Consider the following 19,850-nt stretch of genomic DNA (forward strand, 5'->3'; position numbering starts at 1 on the left):
CGTTAGGGTTGGCTGAGATGGCGCTTGAACGAGCCGCAGTTTTCGGTCTTGTTCCTACAGAACAATCATACAAAGTCATCGAACTGCATCAGGCCCAAATGGCTAAGCCGCGCCGGGTCTGAGGCCTGGCGCAGGGGATGTCTTTCTTCATAAAGGCGAGCTGGAACCGGACTGCACGGTTTTTGCCAGCGGACGAAACTTTACCTGTTCGAGAATCCAGTCGCAAAAAAGCTTTACCTTTTCTTCACGGCCTTCCGGAATGACTAGGTAATACGCCTTTTGCGTCGCATGAGGTGCATCCAGGACTACCCCGAGATCGCCAGCGGCCAATTCCTTTTCGACGAGGTAGCGCGGCAGCAACGCATAGCCCAGCCCACTTTTTGCGGCCTCAATGGTCAGCGTGAATTGATCAAACGAGTGGACCAGATGTTTAAGCGGCGTGGTCACCCCGCAGCGGTCGAACCATTCTGACCAAAGGTGGGCGCGTTCGGACAGGACCAATTTGGGCGCTGCCACCAGGTCTTCGGGGCAAGTCACCGGGTGTCTTAGCAGTGCGCCTCCCGCGACCGGCACGACGATCTCGCTGCAGAGATAGACGCACCTTGCTGATGGCCAGTGAGGGTCACCGAAATGTATCGACAGGTCGCATTGTTCCGTTGTTAGGTCAAACACGCCCTTGCGGGTCGTGATGTCGAAGGTCGTGTTCGGGTCCTTGTCAAGGTATCCTGCGAGGCGTGGTGCCAGCCAGCGCAGGGCGAAGGTGGGCAGGGTGTTGATCGTCAGAAGCTTGTGGTCGCCCTCGGCCGCTTTCGCATGTCGCATGGTCACTTCGGCCATGCGCAACAGCTGTGTGACCTCCTGCAGGAAGGCTTCTCCCTTGGGGGTCGTGATGACACGCCCACGGTTGCGTTCGAAAAGCGGGTGCCCAATTTGGATCTCGAGGTCGCGTACTTGTCGACTGACGGCGCTTTGCGTCAGGGCCAGCTCGTCTCCTGCACGGGTAAAATTGCCGTGCCGGGCAGCGGATTCGAACGTTTGTAGAAGCCGCATATCAGGAAGATCACGTCGGGATTGAGTTGCCATTCACCGAAAACCGTTAGGATTTGCGCCCAGTTTGGAAAAGGCAGCTGCGGGACGCTCCCCGCAGCTGTCGTCGATATGAAGATATCCTTCGGGGGGGCGGATTGAAAGCTTCAACCCAGAAGGCCCGGACGCGTCGCATGTGTCAACGAGGCGCCAAACTCATAATAGGCGCCCATCACCTTTTTGAAACGTTCCGAGTACTTTTTGATAACGGGCAGCGGTAATACCTCGGGGCCTGCACCCAGAAGAGCTTTGGCCGCTGCTGCGCCGATCACCGTGCCAGGAGAGATGCCGCGGCCGGAATAGCCGAAAACCGCATAGGCTGATGGACCAAACTCCACGACCTTAGGAATGTGATCCTTCGTCATGGCGATCTTGCCCTGCCACTGGTGCTCGAAGGGAAGCTCGCCCAAGTCCGGGTAGAGGCGGCGCAACTTCCGCCGTGCCCAATTGGCGTGAATTGATGCGGCGGGACCGTCGCCATTTCCCATTCCGCCCACGATCAAACGCCCTTTCTCGTCGGTCCTGATCGAGGACATCACCAAGGCGGTGTCCCAGCAGCCTTCGCGGCCGGGAAGAATCCGGCTGCGCTGCGCCTGGGTAAGGGGGGCGGTCGCGAATTGAGAATAGCTAACGACCACATACTCCGGGGCATAGGCGCCCTCAGCGAGGTGGTGGTACGCGTTGGTTGCAAGCAGCAGGCGAGGGACCGTGACGGTGTGGCCATTCGCGTGGACGCACCAAGCCCCGTTTTTGCGCTCGACCCGCGTCACCGGGCTTTGTTGATAAATCTGGGCACCTAGGGCAACCGCCGCCCGCGCCAGCCCCGAGCAATAGGCCCGCGGCTGCACAGTGCCTGCGCGCGGGTCCAGCAGGGCGCCGTGGAACTGATCGCTGCCAGTGCGACGGATCGTTTCGTCGCGATCAAGCAATTGAAGGGGCGCGCCGAAGCGATTTCCTTGACAGTACCGTTCCCGCAGGTCCTGGAAACCACTGGGTGCATGCGCGAGGTGCAAAGTGCCGTTCTGGACCGCCTCGCATGCGATACCGAACTCTTTCACCAATGAGAATACGGTGTCCGGTCCCTTTCCGAGCGCCTCGATCAGACGGGTGCCTGCGCTCTCACCCATGATGGCCACGACATCGTCAGGCGGCAGCCAGAGGCCGGCGTTCACCAGACCCACGTTGCGGCCCGAGCCACCGTGGGAAACGGTCTCGGCTTCCAGCACAACAACAGATGAGCCAGAGCGCGCGGCCTCGAGGGCAGCCGAGCATCCGGTGAAACCGGCGCCAATGACGATCAAGTCAGCTTCCTTGTTCGAGGAGAGCCGTTGGCTTTCGATGCCTTCCGAGTTCGTGTGCGCCCAAAGATTGCCCCTCATTGAGTTGCCTCGAAAGCTTCGGGCGTGCCCGCAACCGAAAGCCGTGAGCCGGTAATGAACGCCTCGAGGCGGTCGAGACCGGCCTGAAGTTCCGCTTCGGAATAGGCGTAGGACAGCCGCAGGTGTCCGGGCAGCCCGAAAGCCCGACCCGGCACCAGTGCGAGCCCGACCTGATCCAACAGGGCCGCACAGAATGTTGCACAGTTATCAAACCCCTTGGCCGTCATCGCTCCGCGCACATCGGGGAAGACATAGAAGGCGCCTTCGGGGCGCGGACAGGTCACGCCGGGCAGGGCATTGAGACGATCAACAACCATGTCCCTGCGGGCCTTGAAGATCTTGCGCCGCTTTTCGAGGAAATCCTCGGGTCCGGTCAGAGCAGCCAGCGCAGCTGCCTGTGAGATCGAGCTGGCCGCCGACGTGATCTGACCCTGAACCGCGCCCATTGCTGAGATCATGGCAGCAGGCCCAATGCCCCAACCGATGCGCCAGCCGGTCATCGCGTAGGCTTTGCTGACGCCATTCACGATCAGCATCCGATCGAACAGGTCCGGGGCCACCGACGCGAAAGAGGTAAATGGCGCATAGGAAAGCTGATCGTAGATTTCGTCGATTAGGATCTGAACATGTTGATGCCGGCGCAGCACCTGCGCCAAACCAAGCAGTTCGGTCTCAGTATAGATCGCACCCGTCGGATTGGACGGAGAGTTTAGCATGACCCAGCGGGTGCGAGGCGTGATCGCGGCGTCTAGTTGCTGCGCGGTCGCGCGAAACCCGTTTTCCATTGCGCAGGGCAGAACGACGGGGGTGCCGCTGGCAAGCAGGACAATGTCCGAATAGCTGGTCCAGAACGGGGCGGGCATGATGACTTCATCACCCGGATCGAGCGATGCAAACATGGCATTTGCGAGCACCTGTTTCGCGCCGGTACTGACGATGACCTCGGATCGGGTTACTTTCGCCCGGCGCGCGATCTCGTCCCGCAATTCTGGAATCCCGAGGGTTGGCGGATACTTTGTCTTTCCGTCCAAGGCGGCCGCATGCGCCGCCTCGATGATATGGGCAGGTGTTGGGAAGTCTGGTTCCCCGGTTGAAAGCGCGACGATGTCTTTCCCCTGGGCGCGCAGCGACGCTGCTTTCTCGGAAAGCTGAACGATTTCTGAGATCTCTAAGGACTGGATTCTCTGGGCGCGCTGGAATGTCGAAAAATTTCGCATAGGTGTAACTCTTCCATAGGACGTTCAGGGCAAAATAAGGAGGTGCAACGAGGTTCGGTTCCAACAACTCCGTAATTGAAGTGAAACCTGATTGTGCTCAGGATTCAGGCGTTTTAGCTGCTCGTTAGACCGCGGATCTACCGGTCGCCACGGTATCTTCTGGCCTTCATTATAACCAAAATTCTGCAGGTTTGCGCAGGGAGGATGCCGATGGAATGCCACGCCCTGCCCAAGCTTTGCCGACAAGGCCGGCAGGAAATGAAAAGGGCGGTCCATTGCGCATGTCATGCGACTGCAGCAGCCCTTCGCTTTCAAGAGGTGGCGCAGAGCCTCTTGAGACGCTGCGCCGCCTTGCTTAGTCAATATCGAAGACGACCCCTTGCGCAAGCGGCAGCTCACGGGAGTAGTTGATGGTGTTGGTGGCACGGCGCATGTACGCACGCCACGCGTCCGAACCGCTTTCACGACCGCCGCCGGTCTCCTTTTCGCCGCCGAACGCTCCGCCGATTTCAGCACCCGAGGTACCGATGTTTACGTTGGCAATGCCGCAGTCTGAGCCGCGTGCCGAGAGGAAAGTCTCCATCTCGCGCAGATCGGTGGTGAAGATCGAGGACGACAAGCCGCCTCCCACATCGTTGTGCAGTTCCAGAACTTCGTCGAAATCGCTGTACTTCATGACGTAGAGGATCGGCGCAAAGGTCTCGCGCAGCACCGGGCCTGCCTGCTGCGGCATCTCGACTAGCGCGGGTCGGACGTAATATCCGGTATCGGGACCGACGTGCTCGCGTTCCCCGCCGTGGACGACACCGCCAAGTTCGGCCGCTTCCTTCAGGGCGACACCCATCGAGTCAAAGGCGTTCTTGTCGATCAGGGGACCGACCAGCGCCTGGGTCTCAAGCGGGTTGCCTACAGACACAGTGGCATAGGCCTTTTTCAGCGCCGGTACGATCTGATCATAGACGCTCTCATGCACGAACAGGCGGCGCATGGTGGTACAGCGCTGGCCTGCCGTGCCCATGGCACCGAAGGCGACGGCGCGCAGGGCCATGTCCATATCGGCGGAAGGGCAGACGATTCCGGCATTGTTGCCGCCCAGTTCGAGGATACATTTGCCGAAACGGGCCGCCACTTTCGGGCCGACGATACGACCCATGCGGGTCGAGCCGGTGGCGGAGATGAGTGCAACCTTCTGGCTGTCCACCAGCGTAGCACCAACCTCGGGGCCGCCGATTATCACTTGGCTCAGGCCTTCGGGTGCATCGTCGCCGAACCGGGCGAGAGCGCGTTCGAACACTGCCTGACAAGCCATCGCGGTCAGCGGGGTCTTTTCCGACGGTTTCCAGATCACCGGATCGCCGCAGACCAGCGCCAGCGCGGAGTTCCAGCACCAGGGTGCGCAGGGAAAGTTGAACGCGGTGATGATGCCCACCACGCCCAGCGGGTGCCAGGTTTCCATCATGCGGTGGCCGGGGCGTTCGGTGGCGATGGTCAGACCGTACAGTTGGCGCGACAGGCCAACCGCGAAGTCACAGATGTCGATCATCTCCTGAACTTCGCCCAGACCTTCGGACGGCGACTTGCCGGCCTCGATCGACACCATGCGGCCCAGCTCTTCCTTGGAGGCGCGCAGTTCCTCGGAAAAGAGACGCACCAGTTCGCCGCGGCGGGGGGCGGGGACATTGCGCCAGATGCGGAACGCGTCGTTGGCCCTGGCGATGGCCGCCTCGGCATCCGAGACGCTGTGTTCAGCCAGGGTTGCAACGATCTCGCCCGTCACGGGCGAGATCACGGCCATGCCGCCCGACACATCGAGGGAGGCGGTTACACCGCAGGCTTTCATGGTGTCTGCTGTGACTGCAGATAGGGTTTTTGTGAGCATCGTAGGTCCTTTCGTTATGTCAGGCGTGCGCGCGGCCCAGAACGGAGCGGGCACGGGCGATCGAGGCCGCTTCGGCCTCGGCGTAGCGTTGGTGCAGTTCGACGACCGGCGCGCCGAGGTCGGCCTCGAAACGGTCGCGGTTCGGATTGGCCACGAATGCGTGGGCTGCGTCGTCACCCAGGTTGGACTGGAAAATTCCGGCGGCCGAGACCGGCAGGAAGTCTTCATAGATTATGGGGTCGGCGCGCAAAAGGCCCCTAGCGACAAGCTCGGAAGGGGGCAGTGTCAGGTCCGCATCCGAGGACGCCTTGCCCGTGGCGCTGTAGCGGAAATACCCTAGGCCCTGAGTGCGGATTGTCTCGAAGTCATCCGGAAATTCTTCAAAGATCCGCGCGAGCGTTTTCATGTACTCGGCGGCATTGGAGCCATCGGCCGCCGGGCGCACGATTTCCCGCGTTTGCGAAAGCAGCTTGTCGTAAAGCGCCTGGCCTTTGGGCGTCAGTGCGATGCCGCGTTGCTCAATTTCTCCGAACCGCGCGGTGTGGCTGCCGGCAATGGTGATGGTGCCGTCGCTATAGGACACCGGCTCTTCCAGTGCCTTGAACGATGTTTGGCGCAGAAGGATCGGAACCGCGCGGGACGGCGGGCCCTCGATCACGGCCTTCGGTGCGATGCTCTGTTCCGGCATGAGGCGCTGCACTGCATCGATATCAAGGGTGCGCGGGGTCAGGTGATTGATGTGTGGACCTTTGAAGGCAACCACGTCGGCGACAAGCCGATGTGCCGCATGCAGACGTTCGTACAGGGGATAGCTGACATTGGCCTCGGGATGCCAACGGAAGGTCTCCAGCGCCTCGGCCACGAATACCTCTGCCTCTTCGGCCGTCAGGCCTCCCTGGGTCTCTGCAAGCTTGATCTTTTCGAGACATCCTAGGGTAAATATCTGGCGGGCCGCGAGAACCTCTTGAGCCTCTTCGCGCAGGTTCGCATCTTCGATCAGATCAAGGCGCAGCAGCGAGGTGAAGACTCGGAAAGGGTTGGCGTTCAGCGCCGCGTCATCCAGCGGGCGGAAGGCCGTCGAATGAACCGGGACGCCTGCCACGGAAAGGTCGTAGTATCCGACCGGATACATGCCCATGATCGCGAAGAGGCGGCGCATGGTCGCCAGTTCCTGCGCAGTCCCAAGCCGAATCGCTCCGTGACGTTCCTCGCTGATGCGGTCGAGCTCGCCCAGCTTCTCAAGGCGCACACGATCGGCTGGGTTGGCCTGTAAGGTTGCGTCATTCACCTTTCGCACGAGGTCGAGAAGCGTACCGTATGCGGGCACCTCGTCGCGGTAAAGCGCGGACATGGCGCGAGAAAACATTGTTCGGATCGCATTGGGGTCGAGATGGGACAAGTGCGTCGGGCCTCCGTTGAACATCGAGCCACGGATCGACTATCACCTCTTCCCGCCACACCCCAATGATGGTTCGGACTGGTTCCATTCCCATTCGGAATGGGCTCTCTGGCGCAGCGCGTGAGTTGCATGAACTGCGTCACGAGGCCCGAACGTTTGGCGGCGGGAAGCGAGAGCCAGTCGTCCTCTGCCGCCAAACTATAGCCTCCTGCACTCACGGGGCCGCCGCATCCCTTGTCCGTGACCGGATCATTAAGACGTCGGCGGTCATCAAGCTACTTACCGCGCCGCAAGTGTGTCGAGAAGGCGCGCTGCGACAGCGGGTGACGAGGCCGGCAACTTCGGAATTGTTGTATCGGGTGACCCGGAATTGGGTCATGTTGTCAGGCGTGGAGTCGTCATTCAGCAATATGACGCCCAAAAGTAGACCGGGTTACCAAGTCTATGATCGGAAAACGCATCCTTCTCCTGCGCACCGGCTTTCCGGTCAAAGGAGCTGGCGTTTGGTTACCTCCATCGCGGTCTGCAAAGGTGTGTCGCCCTTGGTGACCTTTGCCATCAAGCTGGCCCCAAGCCACATCTGGTATTGCTGCGTGGCAAGTGGGCTCGGGTCGTCCGATATCCGAAGCGAACCATCTGCGATACCGGCCTCGATGGCCTCGGCCAGACGGGCCGTGACCTGCGCGGTTCCATCCAGAAGGATGGTGCGCATTTCCTCCGACAGATCGGACACCTCGGCGGCAAGCTTGACGACGAGGCATTTGTTTTGCGGATCGTCCGCCGCCTAGATGGCCAGCCATTTCGACCAGTATGTCATGAGACGCTCTGGCCCTGACTGGTCCTCTCTGCAAAGATGTCGTCCATGTCTGCAGATAGGCTTCGAAGTACCGTTATCGTGAAACTAACCGAAAGGGATAAGGAACACTTGCTGCGGCATTCTTGTTTTACCTTCAAAGGAGGATTCAGATCATGCCAAAATTCAAACAAGGCGATCACGTCAGTTGGAACTCGGAGGCTGGGCGGGTCAGCGGCAAAATAACAAAAGTCCATGAGGCAGACTTCGACTACAAAGGGCATCGTCGTCGCGCATCCAAAGATGAGCCGCAATATGAGATCGAAAGCGACAAGACTGACCACATCGCTGCTCATAAGGAAGATACGCTCACCAAGCTGAAATCATGACCTTTCGATTTCACTCTATTGGCCATTCCACTCGAACACCGGAAGAGGTGATCGACATGTTGCAGTTTGCCGGGGTCCAGCTTTTGATCGATGTGCGATCTTTCCCGAAGTCCCGCAGATATCCTGCTTTCAACGATGACCAATTCCCCCAAACCCTCGCCCCATATCAGATTGGCTACCAGCATATGCTGGCGCTCGGCGGTCGGCGCCCAAAACAGAAAGAAGTGGACGACGATTTGAACGCCAACTGGCGTGTCCGCAGTTTCCAAAACTACGCGGATTATGCCTTAGGGGACGCGTTCCAGACAGCCTTCGCAGAGTTAATCGATCTGGGGCGAACCAAGATCGTCGCAATGATGTGCTCTGAGGCAGTCTGGTGGCGCTGTCACCGGCGGATCATCACGGATTATTTGCTGCTGCATGGTCATTCTGTCGGGCACATCATGTCAGCAAAGAAAATCACCAAGGCGACACCGTCAGAAGCGGCCGAGCTTCGTCCAGACGGCACCGTGATCTATCCTCCGCTGAATGTTTCAGACTGAATTTAGAGGCCATTCTGCATGCGGTTTTCAGACAGCCTCAATCGTACGGAATTTTTTGCGAGAATTTTGATCGGTAGAAAAATATTGATATATCCCGGCGTGACTTAAAAATAGTGAAAGCATCTATTTGGTGGAACTTGCCACAAGAGTTGGCTGAGCACATTAAAGATCATTCGAGAAATTGCGGACGCACCGTAGACTTTCGTGAAGTTGCTTTGAGATTTCTGCCCCACGGCCAACGGATACACGCGGTTCCAGTATAGCATGGCAGTAATGGCTCATATGCATAGGCTGCAGTCTCTGTACTAGATTGAAAAGACAAGCTTGGGCGTGCCGGTTACGGTGGATTGGGGCTTTGTTGCGAGCTATGCTCTGCTTCTTACCAGCCGTTAAAACGCGGCCAAACGTCAAGCGGACCGCCGTCTTGCCGCACTAGATGGTAGCGGTCGTGCTGGGCGGCGGTGGCACAGGCGTGGTTGGGCAGGATTCGCAGGCGGGTGCCGACGGGAAGGTCCAGCGGCGTCGGGTTTGCGCCCTCGCGCTGCGCGATGATCCCGTGTTCCTGATTGGCGCTGACGACGATATAGTCGGTCAGGATTTGACCAGTCTCGTCGCACACCAGGCCGTAGCCTTGGTCCACGTCCTGCGCCGCCGTGCCCCGGTCGCGGGACATTGCCATCCAGCCTGCGTCGATCATGGTCCACCCCTTTGCGGGTTGGTGGCCGATGACCGTGGTCAGCACGCTTAGGGCAATGTCATCTTGGGTGCAGACGTCGATCCCGGCCATGACCAGATCAAAGAACATATAAACGCCGGCGCGCAGTTCTGTCACGCCTGTCAGGTCGCGCGCGGCATGGGCGGTGGGGGTCGAACCTATGCTGACCACGGGGCAGGAGAGGCCCGCGCCGCGCAGGTTTTCGGCGGCGGTGACAGCGGCTTTGCGCTCCTGTTCGGCAAAGTCTGCATGGGCGGCAGCGCCCCGGACCGTATAGCTTTCGCCCGCATGGGTCATGACACCGCGCAGACATTCCGCATCATGCAAAATACGCCCGACTTGCAGGAGCGCGGGGTCTTCGGCTCGCAAGCCGCCCCGGTGACCATCGCTGTCAATCTCGATCATCGCGGGGACGGAGGCCTCTGCTGCGGCCTGTGCCTGTGCTTCGTTGTCGAGGATCACCACAAGATCGCAGCCCTTTTCGCGCAGGGCCTGTATGCGTTTCAGCTTTTGCGGCGCGATCCCCACGGCATAGAGGATATCACTGTGGCCTGCGGCAAAGAATACCTCGGCCTCGGCCAAGGTTGAGACGGTGATGGGCCCCGGTGTTCCGCCGGCCAAGCGGCGGGCGACGTCAATAGATTTAGCGGTTTTTAGATGCGGGCGCAGGGCCACGCCCAAGGCATCCGCGTGGCTGGCGAGCCGCGAAATATTGCGCTCCATACGCGCTTCGTCGAGCAGGAGAGCTGGGGTGTCGGGCAGGGCGGCGGTTGGGTCGGTCATCGGACAGTCCTTTCGCGGTTTACAGGGGCTTATCATCGAAAACCGGAAGACGATATATGCAAACACATGCGCTTGGCTTCCGGGCTGCCGTTGCCCCTTGCCATGCGCCCAGTTATGCGCCCGTCGCATCTCGGCAAGACCGTTGCGGCCCTGCTCATTTGCCTGTTCGTCCCCATCTATTGAGAAGATTGGACAGATCATGCAGGCAACAGGCCCACACCCCCTTATCTTCACACTTCCCAAGTTGCGCGAGACGCTTTTGTGGCACTACCGCCGCCTGAGTGAGACATCTCGCAGACTGCGCTTTATGGGCAAGGTCAAGGAAAATGTGCTGGCGAAAACGGCCAATACCTCTTCGCCGGATGTTACCTTTGGCGTTGAGAGCGACGGCGCGTATCGGGGTATTCTGGAGCTCTATATCATCGACGCCGAACGGGCTGAGATTGGTCTGTCTGTCGAGGACGCCTACCAAGGGCGCGGCATTGGACGTGCGCTGTTCCGCCGGGGGGTGGCAGAGGCGCGTGCCAGACGGTTGGAGACCGTTGATGTGCATTTTCTGCAGTCCAACCAAGCGATCCGGAAGCTTTGTCTTGAGGTGGGCGGCGACATTCGCGCGAACGGATCAGAGTGTATGTCGACCATCCAACTCTGATACGCGCCTCTGAGCGGCTGGACGCCTTGCATTAGACATGCGAGTTTACCCTCCAGCAGACTAGAGGGCGTTGAAATGATTGCGGCAGTTGCAAAATTTCTTGCCGGGCTTGTCGTAACCCTCGGCGTTTTGATCCTGATCGCCCGACTGGTTTTTTCACTGCCCGAGATTGAGAACCGTCAGGATACCTAGGCCCTCCCCCCAACGACGGAAGGGGCGCTGGCGGCGGCGTTGTCATCTCAAGAAAAAACGCATGGGGGGCAAACGGGTGTCGCGCCTTTGCAAAAGGGGGCGGATGCTTTTGCGGCGCGTATCCTTTTGGCCGATGCGGCAATGTCCTCCATCGATGCGCAATATTACATTTGGCATGATGGTCTAACCGGCACGCTCTTGCTTGGCGCCTTGCGCCGCGCGGCGGATCGAGGCGTGCGGGTGAGGCTTTTGTTGGATGACAACGGGACAACGGGATTGGACCCGGAGCTTGCCGCGCTCGACGCCCATCCGATGATCGAGGTGCGTCTGTGGAACCCGTTTAACCTGCGCCGGCTCAAGATGCTGTCCTATGGCTTCGACTTTTTCCGCCTTAACCGTCGTATGCACAATAAATCCCTTACCGTGGACGGCCATGTAACGATCCTCGGCGGGCGCAATATCGGGGATGAGTATTTCGCCACCGGCCCGACCGCGCTTTATGTCGATCTGGACGTTCTGGCCGTGGGGCAGGTGGTGGCTGATGTGTCAGCAGACTTTGACCGCTACTGGCGTGCGGGGGCGGTTCATCCTGCGGGGGCGATTGTTGGTGCGCCGCGGGAGGGTGATCCGCTTGCCGCGCGTCTGGCAGGGCTGGAGACGAACCCGCAGCTTGGTGAGTACAGGCAGATTTTGCAAAGCTCGGACATTGTGAATTCCCTCGCAGCGGGGGAGTTTGGCGTTGAATGGACCACGGCACAGTTGGTCAGCGACGATCCGATCAAAGGCGAGGGCGCGGTGGCTCGGGAAGACTTGCTGGCCTCGCGGCTGGCGGATGCGGTCGGAGAGATTGAGACCCGCTTTGACGGCGTTTCGCCCTATTTCGTACCCGGCAAGGCCGGGGTTGAGGCGTTCGCGCAGCTGGCGGCACGCGGGGTGCAGGTGCGGATGCTAACCAATTCGCTCGACGCGACTGATGTGCTGCCAGTTCACGCGGGCTATGCGAAACGGCGCAAGGATATGCTGCGCAGCGGCGTGCGGCTTTACGAATTGCGCCAGCAAGCCGCGGTGGGTGCGCCGACCGACCGGCTCGGTCCTTTCGGCACGTCGGGCGCGAGCCTTCATGCCAAGACCTTTGCCGTGGACGGCGCCCGAATTTTCGTGGGCTCGTTTAACTTTGATCCGCGATCAACGACTTTGAACACGGAGATGGGTCTGTTGATCGACAGTGACAGTATGGCGCAGGGGCTACATGGCGCCTTTGACGCGGACCTGCGCGGGCTGGCATGGCGGGTGGAGTTGGACGAAGAGGCCCTGATCTGGAGAGACCCGCAAACAGAGGCTGTAACCACAGAGGAACCGGGAAAGAGCCTGCTGAGACGGCTGGCGTTGACGATCGTCGGTTGGTTGCCGGTTGAGTGGTTGCTGTAGCCGTTCTGTTTGCGGGAAATTAGGATGGCCTCTGGATCAGCGAGAATACCGCGCGGCTGTCAGCCCCTCCATGAAAATTTCCGGCTGCTTTCCCAAGACCAGATCGGCCACCGCGCGGCCTGAGCCGCAGGCCATCGTCCAACCCAGCGTTCCGTGGCCGGTGTTGAGAAACAGGTTGTCATATTGGGTGGCTCCAAGAACCGGTGTGCCGTCCGGGGTCATGGGGCGCAGGCCCGTCCAGCCTTCGGCTTTGGAAATGTCGCCGCCCTGCGGGAAAAGATCGCCGATGACGTGTTTGACCGTATCGACCGCATGAGGCCCGAGCCGGTTGGAATAGCCTGCGATTTCAGCCTGGCCTGCCACGCGAATGCGGTCTCCCAGCCGGGTGATCGCGACCTTATGGGTCTCATCCATGACCGTCGATTGCGGGGCGTATTCATCGTTCGTCACTGGCAAGGTGACCGAGTACCCTTTGACCGGGTACACTGGCAATTTGATCCCGATGGGATTGAGCACGCGCACCGCATAGCTGCCCATGGCGCAAACATAGGCATCGCCGGTAATGCGTTCACCAATCTCGGTATCGATGCCAGCAATGCGGCCATTTTCAACGGCGACAGAGCTGATAACTTGGCCATAGTGAAAGACTACGCCCATTTCGACGCATTTTTTGGTCAGCCCTACGGTGAACATCCGGCAATCGCCGGTTCGGTCGGCCGTTAGCCGCAAACCGCCAACAAATTTATGCCGGACCTCGGCCAAAGCGGGTTCGGCGCCGATACAGCTATTGCGGTCCAAGACATCGTAGGGCGACCCATATTCGGCCAGAATATCCTGATCCGCTTGTGACGCCGCCATCTGTTTGGCGGTTCGGAACAGCTGCAAAGTGCCTTGTTCGCGCCCATCATAGGCAATGCCGGTCTCGGCGATCAATTCAGGCATGACATCGCGCGAATAGCTTGAAACGCGGACCATGCGGCCCTTGTTGATGCGGTAGCTTTCTTCGTTGCAGTTGCTGACCATACGCGCGCACCAAGCCCACATTGTCGGGCTGATCAGCGGCCAGATGAACAGGGGCCGCCGCTTCATGAACATCCATTTGACCGCTTTCATCGGGATGCCCGGTGCCGCCCAGGGGGAGGTCATGCCATAGCTGAGCTGGCCCGCATTGGCATAGCTGGTTTCCTGTCCTGGCCCGGACTGCCGGTCGATCACCACGACCTCCGCGCCTTGTTTTGCCAGATAATACGCGGTGGTAACGCCAATGACGCCCGCACCCATGACAACGACTTTCATTTCAACCGCCTTTTGTACGATCCCGGCGCAGAGCCGCGGATGTGAAAAGTTAAATTAAGTATCAGCCCTGACAGTCGTCAGAGCGCTGTTCGACCTTGAGGATCGTCAACATGTGCCGCTGGTTTTCCCGGCGCGTGTCCCAGTAAAAGCTCGCCCCTTCGCGCAGGCCCAAAAGCGCCACGCCAATGGGGGTGATGACCGAGACCTGAGAACGGGTGATATCCGCATCCTCAGGATAGACGAGCGTGACCGATTTGTTCTGTCCGGTGGTCTCATCGCGGTAGGTCACCTTGCTGCCGATGCCGACGACATCGCCGGGCATTTGCTGATCCTCGACGATCTGCGCCCGGCCGATCTCTTCGAAGAAGCGGTCGGCCAGCGTTGGGTGGCGGTGCATCATCCCCTCTGCCAGCTCTTCAAGGTGAACCAGATCGGCCGCGTTCAAGATAAGATGCGGATTGCGGCTTGTGACGTGGTCTGCAACCGGAATGGCTTCAGTCATTTTAAGCACTCCTGCGCGTGCATTCCGTTCTTCTGTACTGTGCTGAAAGGCTGGACAACTGAGATCACAGATAGGGTGACGATGCTGCCGTCTTGGTTCAGCAATGGCGCACGCTCTCCGACGCGCATACCGATGAGCGTGGCCCCAAGCAGGGACGCCACGGCGATCACACCTCCCGGCGCGCCCGGTCTTGCCGTATGCACAAGCAGCCCTGTACTCGGCGCGGCGCCGTCGATGACATAGGTCACTTCGGTGCCTCCCAAAACAAGATCGAGATAGGGCAAGTCAGCGACGGGGCGCACGTTCAGCAGTTTGTTGGCAAGCACATAGGCCAAAAGGGTCGACCCCGGCCGGGTGACATTATCGCAATCCTCAAGGTGTTCTTGGAGTTTGTGATAGTCCGATTGTGGAAGGACCGTTGGCGTGTTCCCGAGCGCACGAAAGACGTTGCGGCTGGTGGACGGGGACTGATCTGTTGCAATGACAGTGGCCATGTTCTCTCCTCGGGCGCAGGGCGCCGCTTTCACGTTTTTCAGAATGTGAAGAGGCCCCGGGGAGTACGTCAGGCGCAGTCGCGCCTAGACCGCCCGGGGATACAGGCGGTTCAGAAGTAGAAATCGGTAATGATCTACGTGTTCCAACATGCAAGACAACCTAAGCACTGGCGTGGGCTTCGTCAATCTGGCTCAGAGGACTTCTTGGGCCGCGCCCACTTGCTAAGCGAGATTGTGCAGAGGGATCGGTAGTTTTGACACTCACCAGAAGCAAGCACGAAAAACGGTTTGGCAAACACTCTGCTGCGGGGGGGGGCGGTACAGCATGACGCGATCGGTTTTGTGCATGTAGCTTGCTTTCGCTGACATGGCGCAGCACAACAGGCTAATGCGATGTGGTTTAGAAAGGTCTGACCCGGTGACCAAAATTCCGACCACGCGAATTGACAGGCTGCTGGGGTCCTTGGGCTATGGCTCACGCGGAGAGATTGCGCAGATCGCGCGAGCGCGGCGGATTGTGCTGGATGGTGCGAGGGTCGCGAATGTGGCTAAGCGCATTCCCATGTCCCCGGATCTCACCGAACGGATGACCGTCCACGGCGCGCCGTTGGACCCCTTGCTGGGGATGGTGGTCATGATGAATAAGCCGGCGGGATACATCTGTTCGCGCAAAGACAGCGGGCCGCTGGTCTATGATCTTTTGCCCGACCGCTGGCGGCATCGCAAACCCATGCTCTCGCCTGTTGGTCGGCTGGACAAGGAGACCTCTGGTCTGCTGTTGCTTACCGATCATGGCGATCTGTTGCACCGGATCACCAGCCCCAACCTCGCTGTCGAAAAGACCTACCGAGCCAGTCTGGCGCGGCCCCTTGAGGGCCATGAGGTGAACGTGTTTGCATCGGGCGAATTGATGTTGAGCGGAGAGAAAAAGCCGCTGCACCCCGCCAAGCTCAGCGTATTGTCACCCACGGAGGCGCGGTTGAACATTACCGAGGGCCGATACCACCAGGTGCGGCGCATGTTTGCCGCCGTGGGCAACCATGTGGAGGCTCTGCACCGCGAAGCTCTGGGCGATCTGACATTGCCGGACAATTTGCAGGCAGCTGCGTGGTGCCTTCTGAATGCGGATGACACCGCTAAGGTTTTCGCAAAATCGTCGAGCTAGTCTGGACGTCGCCGCGTTCATCGGCAAACCATTGCAGAGATCAAAGCAAGCCGCAGCCCTTAGAGGTGGAAGCAAAATGAACGATACGTGTATCTTTTGTCGGATAGCGCGGTCTGAACTGCCTGCGTTCAAGTTGTTTGAAGACGATTTGATCCTCGCATTTCTTGATCTGCATCCGATCCGAGAGGGTCATACGCTAATCATTCCTAAGCAACATTATCCGTGGTTTGAGGACATGCCCGAACCCGTGGCAGCGCGGATCATGACAGTTGGGCAGCGGTTGGCGCGGGCGATGAAGGACGAATGGCAAGTCGAGCGCGTGGCGTTCTTCTATACCGGTATTCACGTCGCCCATACCCATGCCCATGTTGTGCCGATGTTGCACCAGCACGATGTCACCTCGGCCCGCTATCTTGAGGACGGGACCGAGGCGTTCACCTTGCCGCCCTCGCCGGAGGAAGCGGCATTGCTGCAAACTGCCGAACGTATAATAGTGCGATTGAGGCAGGACGGTTAAGCGGACGATAGCCCCAGAGATTAGCCTCGGTCGATGGGACGGGGCACTCTTGGTTGCACCAAGCCAAATTCCAATGCGTCCTTGTACCAGTCGCCTGTCTCTGCGGCGGCCTCATAGGTGGTTTGCAGAAAGGTCATTAGCGTGCCGCGCAGATCATCGCTGCTATGGAAGGCCTTCTAGGGCAGGTGGAACTCGCGAAGGTCTTTTCGGTGCGGCTTGCCGGTGAAGGTATGCCGAACGACGCGATCTTGCGGGAGAGTTGGCTCTCAGCGCTGGCGCTTGACGGGCTGACTTTGCGCGCTTTGGGCTATGCGAACGACGATGCGGATGATGTGGTCAATCGCTTGCGCAAGAGTGACGTCGAGCGGTTGGACCAGCAGATCACTGCCGCGGAACGAGCGCGGGCGCGAGGATATTGTCGCAGCGATTGCGCCTGAACCCGTAAAAGGCCGCTAGCCGACCATTCGCCTTTCACCAAAAAGTGTAGGCAACCTGTTCCACCGGCACGCGGAATATTAGAAGTCTTGACCTTTTTACGTCCTGCCCTGTTCAGTTTCAGCACATAAACCTTCATAGGCAGAAGAATACCCAATGTCGTCGCGGGCGGCAGGTCGACGGGAGAAAAGGTAACATGCGGATACGGCACCACCTTGAACCGGCGCTACCCCGGTTCCACGGGGGCGAGCCGCTGCGGGCGGGTCTTGGCGCGCTTATTGGTATCAGCGTTTGTGTGGGACTGGCCTATCTCGGTGCGCTCTTTGGGCAGACATCCTTCTATCTTGTGGCCCCTTTAGGTGCGACGGCGGTGCTGCTGTTTTGCGTGCCAAACTCGCCGCTGGCGCAGCCCTGGTCGGCAGTAATGGGCAACATCAGCGCGGCTTTGGTGGCTTTGATCACGGTTTGGTACATCCCCGGTGCTTGGTCGGTTGGCATCGCGGTGGGGGGCGCGATCACCGTTATGATGTTTCTGCGCGCCTTGCATCCGCCGGGCGGGGCGGTAGCTTTGCTGACCGCGCTTAACCCCGAGGTGGCATTGGCAGCTGGACCGTGGTTCGCCTTGGTGCCGCTGGGGTTGGCGACGGTGGTGCTTGTGCTCTGCGCCACGGTCTATAACCGGCTGACAGGGCGGAAATATCCCTTTCGCTTGCCAAAAGAAGAGCCGGATGACGCGCCGCCGCGTTTGGGGCTGTCGACGGACAAGATTAGCGAACTGCTGGAGCGCTACAATCAGACCACGAACCTCGGCGTGGCCGATCTGGGTCGCCTTCTTGCCGCCGCCGAGGCCGAAGCGGCGCAGCATCGTTTTGACGGCACAACCTGCGCAGATATTATGACCAGCGATCTTATCACAGTTTGCCCTAAGACATCCCTTAAGGAAGCGGCGCGATTACTGCGTAAGCATCGGATCAAGAGCCTGCCGGTAGTCGACGCTGGGGATAGCCTGCGCGGGGTGATCTTTCAGGCTGATCTGCTCGACGTGATATTCGCGCAAGGCCGCCCCTTGGCCCGCAAACAGCAGGCACGGCAGACTGCGGAGGACGTCATGCATTCGGCAAACAGGGCGGTGCCGCATGACCTGCCGGTTGGGGTCCTGCTGAACCGCTTGGCTGAGCAGGGCAGTGATGTGATCCCCGTCGTGAGAGGCACGCAGCTTGTCGGCATTCTGACGCGGACAGACATCATGCGGCTGCTGCTTCAAGGCGCGGATGAACGGGCCGTGGCCTGAGCCAGCCCTAACCGGCCACAGGCGTTTCTTCTTCCTCTGGCGTGCGCGGATCAAGCGCCACGGCCACCGGGGAAATATCCGGCAGCGGCACAAATTTTTCGCGACCTTCCACCGGAAGCGCCTGCTGGATCGCTGCCAGAGATTTCACTGCGCAGTCAGCGTATTTCCCCCACATCCAGTATGCGCCGGACCGGCGGCATCGCTACCTTGCCTAACTGCATGGCGGAATGTACTGCGGCCAGCCCGAGAAGGGCTGCGACCATGGGCGAAGCGGCGTACCCTTGCCATGATCTCGTGCGTTTCCAGACAATCGGAGCCGGCGCACCGCCATCGTCCTCCCAGCGAGCAACACAGTCGTCTGAAGGTGCAGCAGGCGTGGCATTGACCTGCGGTTCAAACAATTCCGGAAATAGCTCTTCAAAATCTGCTCTGCAAAGCATCATCTATTCGTTCCTCTCGTAGCTTTGAAATATCGCGAACGTAGCGTCCCCGCTTTTTGGGGGTTCTGCATCGTGCGCCTCACGCGGAAACCTTAATCACGCGTGTTGATGCTTGAGAGACGTGTTCTTGGGTAGGGTATCGGCTTGCATGCGTTTCACGATCAGCGGGATTTCGTCCCGGTGAAGACCGATGTCGCGCAGGACGTAGTCATCCAACTCTTGCAAGGCGGCAATTGTCCTTTGACGCTGCCAGCCAAGAACCGCAGACCGCATCAGACGGCGAAGAGCGCCCGGCTGCGCGGAAGAACCCGCTGGTTTTGGCGAGGGGGGAGCCGGTTTGAATGGTGAATAATTGGCGATGAAATAGGCGTACATGACACCCTCCATGACGAGATGGTTAAACCGCGACGGAGGTAGCCTCTCGCTCGGCCCTGCGCATAAAAGCGATTGGCGTCGGAGGCGCATACGTCCGTCATGTTGATTGATCCTGAGATCGAGTGAGCCCCGTGGCTGGAACAAGCGTTGCCGCACCATTCCGCCCGGGGCTACCGGCGGTTCAGTGTTTTTCCTGCGTTCAGCAGGAGCCTCGCATGAATTCCGAACATCGTCATAACTCTGACATGGGCCGGCCCGAGCGACTTATCAAGCGTTCGGGGTGGCCTGCGACCTTCTGTCCCAATTCTGCCCCTAGAGCCAATGCGCCTATTCCTGCGGCATGTCGCTAGATTGCTCACAGAGAACTTCGGTCTCGTCCATTTGGTTCTCCAAAAGCGCAGTCGTGCCTTTGGTCGACAATGTATCAGCGTCCGAGACATAGCGCGCGCCCGAACCAGACACGACGTTAACGAAAATCCGTGGGGTACCGTTGATGTTAGTTAGCGCCAGCGCGTTCTCCCCCGCGTTGACATATTGCACCCGCAGGGACGCAGCTGCATCGCAGGTATAGGTCAGGGTCTCGATACTATCGACGGCACCGTGGGAAAGATTAACGGTCGTTTCCGCGGCAACCGGCAGGGCCAGTGCCGAACAGGTGAGGGCAGTAAGGGTAAAGCGCATGGGACGTTTCCTTTGTTACGTCGGTCGATAGGTTAGGTTGCCCACCTTCTAGGCTGCTTGCCGGGAGGGGCGTTGCACGCGGCAGCTGGCACAGGTGAGTGCTGCAGCTCCTTGCAGTGGAATCAGGGCGTCGCAGCGCCGACATTTTACTGATCTGTTCGGCAGCCCCTGCGCGAACTGGGTGCGACAACTGGGACAGC

22 protein-coding genes and 1 pseudogene are annotated in these 19,850 nt (G+C 59.5%); 8 read left to right on the forward strand and 15 right to left on the reverse strand.

Annotated features, from left to right (window positions below; translation table 11 throughout):
* Positions 1–147: 147 nt before the first annotated feature.
* The 6 genes and pseudogenes from DSM14862_RS17535 to DSM14862_RS17560 form a co-directional block, all read right to left on the reverse strand.
* Positions 148–1,083, reverse strand: a complete 936-nt coding sequence (locus DSM14862_RS17535; RefSeq protein ID WP_243254584.1) for a LysR substrate-binding domain-containing protein — start codon at positions 1,081–1,083, stop codon at positions 148–150.
* A 110-nt stretch (positions 1,084–1,193) separates the two neighbouring features.
* The gene (locus DSM14862_RS17540; RefSeq protein ID WP_243254585.1) at positions 1,194–2,465 is read right to left on the reverse strand and encodes an NAD(P)/FAD-dependent oxidoreductase; all 1,272 of its coding nucleotides are present in this window, start codon (positions 2,463–2,465) and stop codon (positions 1,194–1,196) included.
* On the reverse strand, positions 2,462–3,682 hold the full coding sequence (locus DSM14862_RS17545) for a pyridoxal phosphate-dependent aminotransferase (protein ID WP_007121466.1): 1,221 nt from the start codon (positions 3,680–3,682) through the stop codon (positions 2,462–2,464). Before DSM14862_RS17545 ends, DSM14862_RS17540 begins: the two co-directional genes overlap by 4 nt.
* A 355-nt stretch (positions 3,683–4,037) precedes the next feature.
* The gene (gene amaB, locus DSM14862_RS17550) at positions 4,038–5,522 is read right to left on the reverse strand and encodes an L-piperidine-6-carboxylate dehydrogenase (protein WP_243254597.1); all 1,485 of its coding nucleotides are present in this window, start codon (positions 5,520–5,522) and stop codon (positions 4,038–4,040) included.
* 58 nt (positions 5,523–5,580) lie between these two features.
* Complete coding sequence (hglS, locus tag DSM14862_RS17555; protein ID WP_113075774.1) at positions 5,581–6,984, reverse strand: 2-oxoadipate dioxygenase/decarboxylase HglS; 1,404 nt, start codon at positions 6,982–6,984, stop codon at positions 5,581–5,583.
* A 463-nt stretch (positions 6,985–7,447) separates the two neighbouring features.
* A pseudogene (locus DSM14862_RS17560) lies at positions 7,448–7,708 on the reverse strand (TetR family transcriptional regulator C-terminal domain-containing protein); the annotation flags it as partial.
* Between the two features lie 221 nt (positions 7,709–7,929).
* Between DSM14862_RS17560 and DSM14862_RS17565 the strand changes: the two are divergent.
* Both DSM14862_RS17565 and DSM14862_RS17570 read left to right on the forward strand, forming a co-directional pair.
* The gene (locus DSM14862_RS17565) at positions 7,930–8,142 is read left to right on the forward strand and encodes a hypervirulence associated TUDOR domain-containing protein (protein ID WP_243254587.1); all 213 of its coding nucleotides are present in this window, start codon (positions 7,930–7,932) and stop codon (positions 8,140–8,142) included.
* On the forward strand, positions 8,139–8,684 hold the full coding sequence (locus DSM14862_RS17570; protein WP_040702106.1) for a DUF488 domain-containing protein: 546 nt from the start codon (positions 8,139–8,141) through the stop codon (positions 8,682–8,684). Before DSM14862_RS17565 ends, DSM14862_RS17570 begins: the two co-directional genes overlap by 4 nt.
* Positions 8,685–9,063: 379 nt before the next feature.
* Here DSM14862_RS17570 and DSM14862_RS17575 read toward each other — a convergent pair whose 3' ends face one another.
* Complete coding sequence (locus DSM14862_RS17575; protein ID WP_243254588.1) at positions 9,064–10,182, reverse strand: DSD1 family PLP-dependent enzyme; 1,119 nt, start codon at positions 10,180–10,182, stop codon at positions 9,064–9,066.
* Between the two features lie 199 nt (positions 10,183–10,381).
* On the opposite strand from DSM14862_RS17575, the gene DSM14862_RS17580 reads away from it, so the two are divergent.
* Together DSM14862_RS17580 and DSM14862_RS17585 are read left to right on the forward strand one after the other, a co-directional pair.
* Complete coding sequence (locus tag DSM14862_RS17580; RefSeq protein ID WP_007121227.1) at positions 10,382–10,834, forward strand: GNAT family N-acetyltransferase; 453 nt, start codon at positions 10,382–10,384, stop codon at positions 10,832–10,834.
* Between the two features lie 231 nt (positions 10,835–11,065).
* On the forward strand, positions 11,066–12,454 hold the full coding sequence (locus tag DSM14862_RS17585) for a phospholipase D family protein (protein WP_007121225.1): 1,389 nt from the start codon (positions 11,066–11,068) through the stop codon (positions 12,452–12,454).
* A gap of 36 nt (positions 12,455–12,490) precedes the next feature.
* Here the strand turns inward: DSM14862_RS17585 and DSM14862_RS17590 are convergent, their stop codons facing one another.
* From DSM14862_RS17590 to DSM14862_RS17600, 3 genes are read right to left on the reverse strand one after another with little or no spacing between them, the layout of a single operon-like run.
* Positions 12,491–13,771: a D-amino acid dehydrogenase gene (locus DSM14862_RS17590; RefSeq protein ID WP_341868965.1), complete on the reverse strand. Its 1,281-nt coding sequence runs from the start codon at positions 13,769–13,771 to the stop codon at positions 12,491–12,493.
* Between the two features lie 40 nt (positions 13,772–13,811).
* On the reverse strand, positions 13,812–14,252 hold the full coding sequence (rnk, locus tag DSM14862_RS17595) for a nucleoside diphosphate kinase regulator (RefSeq protein ID WP_007121223.1): 441 nt from the start codon (positions 14,250–14,252) through the stop codon (positions 13,812–13,814).
* Positions 14,249–14,746, reverse strand: a complete 498-nt coding sequence (locus DSM14862_RS17600) for a hypothetical protein (RefSeq protein WP_007121222.1) — start codon at positions 14,744–14,746, stop codon at positions 14,249–14,251. Before DSM14862_RS17600 ends, rnk begins: the two co-directional genes overlap by 4 nt.
* Before the next feature lie 418 nt (positions 14,747–15,164).
* Here DSM14862_RS17600 and DSM14862_RS17605 point away from each other — a divergent pair, with 418 nt between their 5' ends.
* Together DSM14862_RS17605 and DSM14862_RS17610 are read left to right on the forward strand one after the other, a co-directional pair.
* Complete coding sequence (locus DSM14862_RS17605; RefSeq protein WP_007121221.1) at positions 15,165–15,911, forward strand: 16S rRNA pseudouridine(516) synthase; 747 nt, start codon at positions 15,165–15,167, stop codon at positions 15,909–15,911.
* Between the two features lie 76 nt (positions 15,912–15,987).
* Positions 15,988–16,428 (forward strand): HIT family protein, encoded by a 441-nt coding sequence (locus DSM14862_RS17610; RefSeq protein ID WP_007121220.1) that lies wholly within the window; start codon positions 15,988–15,990, stop codon positions 16,426–16,428.
* A 20-nt stretch (positions 16,429–16,448) separates the two neighbouring features.
* On the opposite strand, the gene DSM14862_RS21885 is transcribed toward DSM14862_RS17610, so the two are convergent.
* On the reverse strand, positions 16,449–16,565 hold the full coding sequence (locus tag DSM14862_RS21885; RefSeq protein WP_007121219.1) for a hypothetical protein: 117 nt from the start codon (positions 16,563–16,565) through the stop codon (positions 16,449–16,451).
* A gap of 27 nt (positions 16,566–16,592) precedes the next feature.
* Between DSM14862_RS21885 and DSM14862_RS17615 the strand changes: the two genes are divergently transcribed.
* Positions 16,593–16,865 (forward strand): hypothetical protein, encoded by a 273-nt coding sequence (locus DSM14862_RS17615; protein WP_007121218.1) that lies wholly within the window; start codon positions 16,593–16,595, stop codon positions 16,863–16,865.
* Between the two features lie 194 nt (positions 16,866–17,059).
* On the forward strand, positions 17,060–18,154 hold the full coding sequence (locus DSM14862_RS17620; protein WP_007121217.1) for an HPP family protein: 1,095 nt from the start codon (positions 17,060–17,062) through the stop codon (positions 18,152–18,154).
* Between the two features lie 7 nt (positions 18,155–18,161).
* Here the strand turns inward: DSM14862_RS17620 and DSM14862_RS17625 are convergent, their stop codons facing one another.
* The 4 genes from DSM14862_RS17625 to DSM14862_RS17640 all read right to left on the reverse strand — a co-directional run bounded on the left by DSM14862_RS17625 (position 18,162) and on the right by DSM14862_RS17640 (position 19,650).
* The gene (locus tag DSM14862_RS17625; RefSeq protein WP_007121216.1) at positions 18,162–18,302 is read right to left on the reverse strand and encodes a hypothetical protein; all 141 of its coding nucleotides are present in this window, start codon (positions 18,300–18,302) and stop codon (positions 18,162–18,164) included.
* 7 nt (positions 18,303–18,309) lie between these two features.
* Positions 18,310–18,597 (reverse strand): hypothetical protein, encoded by a 288-nt coding sequence (locus DSM14862_RS17630; RefSeq protein WP_007121215.1) that lies wholly within the window; start codon positions 18,595–18,597, stop codon positions 18,310–18,312.
* Positions 18,598–18,690: 93 nt separating this feature from the next.
* On the reverse strand, positions 18,691–18,969 hold the full coding sequence (locus tag DSM14862_RS17635; RefSeq protein WP_243254589.1) for a DUF1127 domain-containing protein: 279 nt from the start codon (positions 18,967–18,969) through the stop codon (positions 18,691–18,693).
* Positions 18,970–19,296: 327 nt separating this feature from the next.
* Complete coding sequence (locus DSM14862_RS17640) at positions 19,297–19,650, reverse strand: MliC family protein (RefSeq protein WP_007121311.1); 354 nt, start codon at positions 19,648–19,650, stop codon at positions 19,297–19,299.
* Positions 19,651–19,850: the final 200 nt, after the last annotated feature.

The sequence above is a fragment of the Sulfitobacter indolifex genome (assembly GCF_022788655.1).
Taxonomy (GTDB): domain Bacteria; phylum Pseudomonadota; class Alphaproteobacteria; order Rhodobacterales; family Rhodobacteraceae; genus Sulfitobacter; species Sulfitobacter indolifex.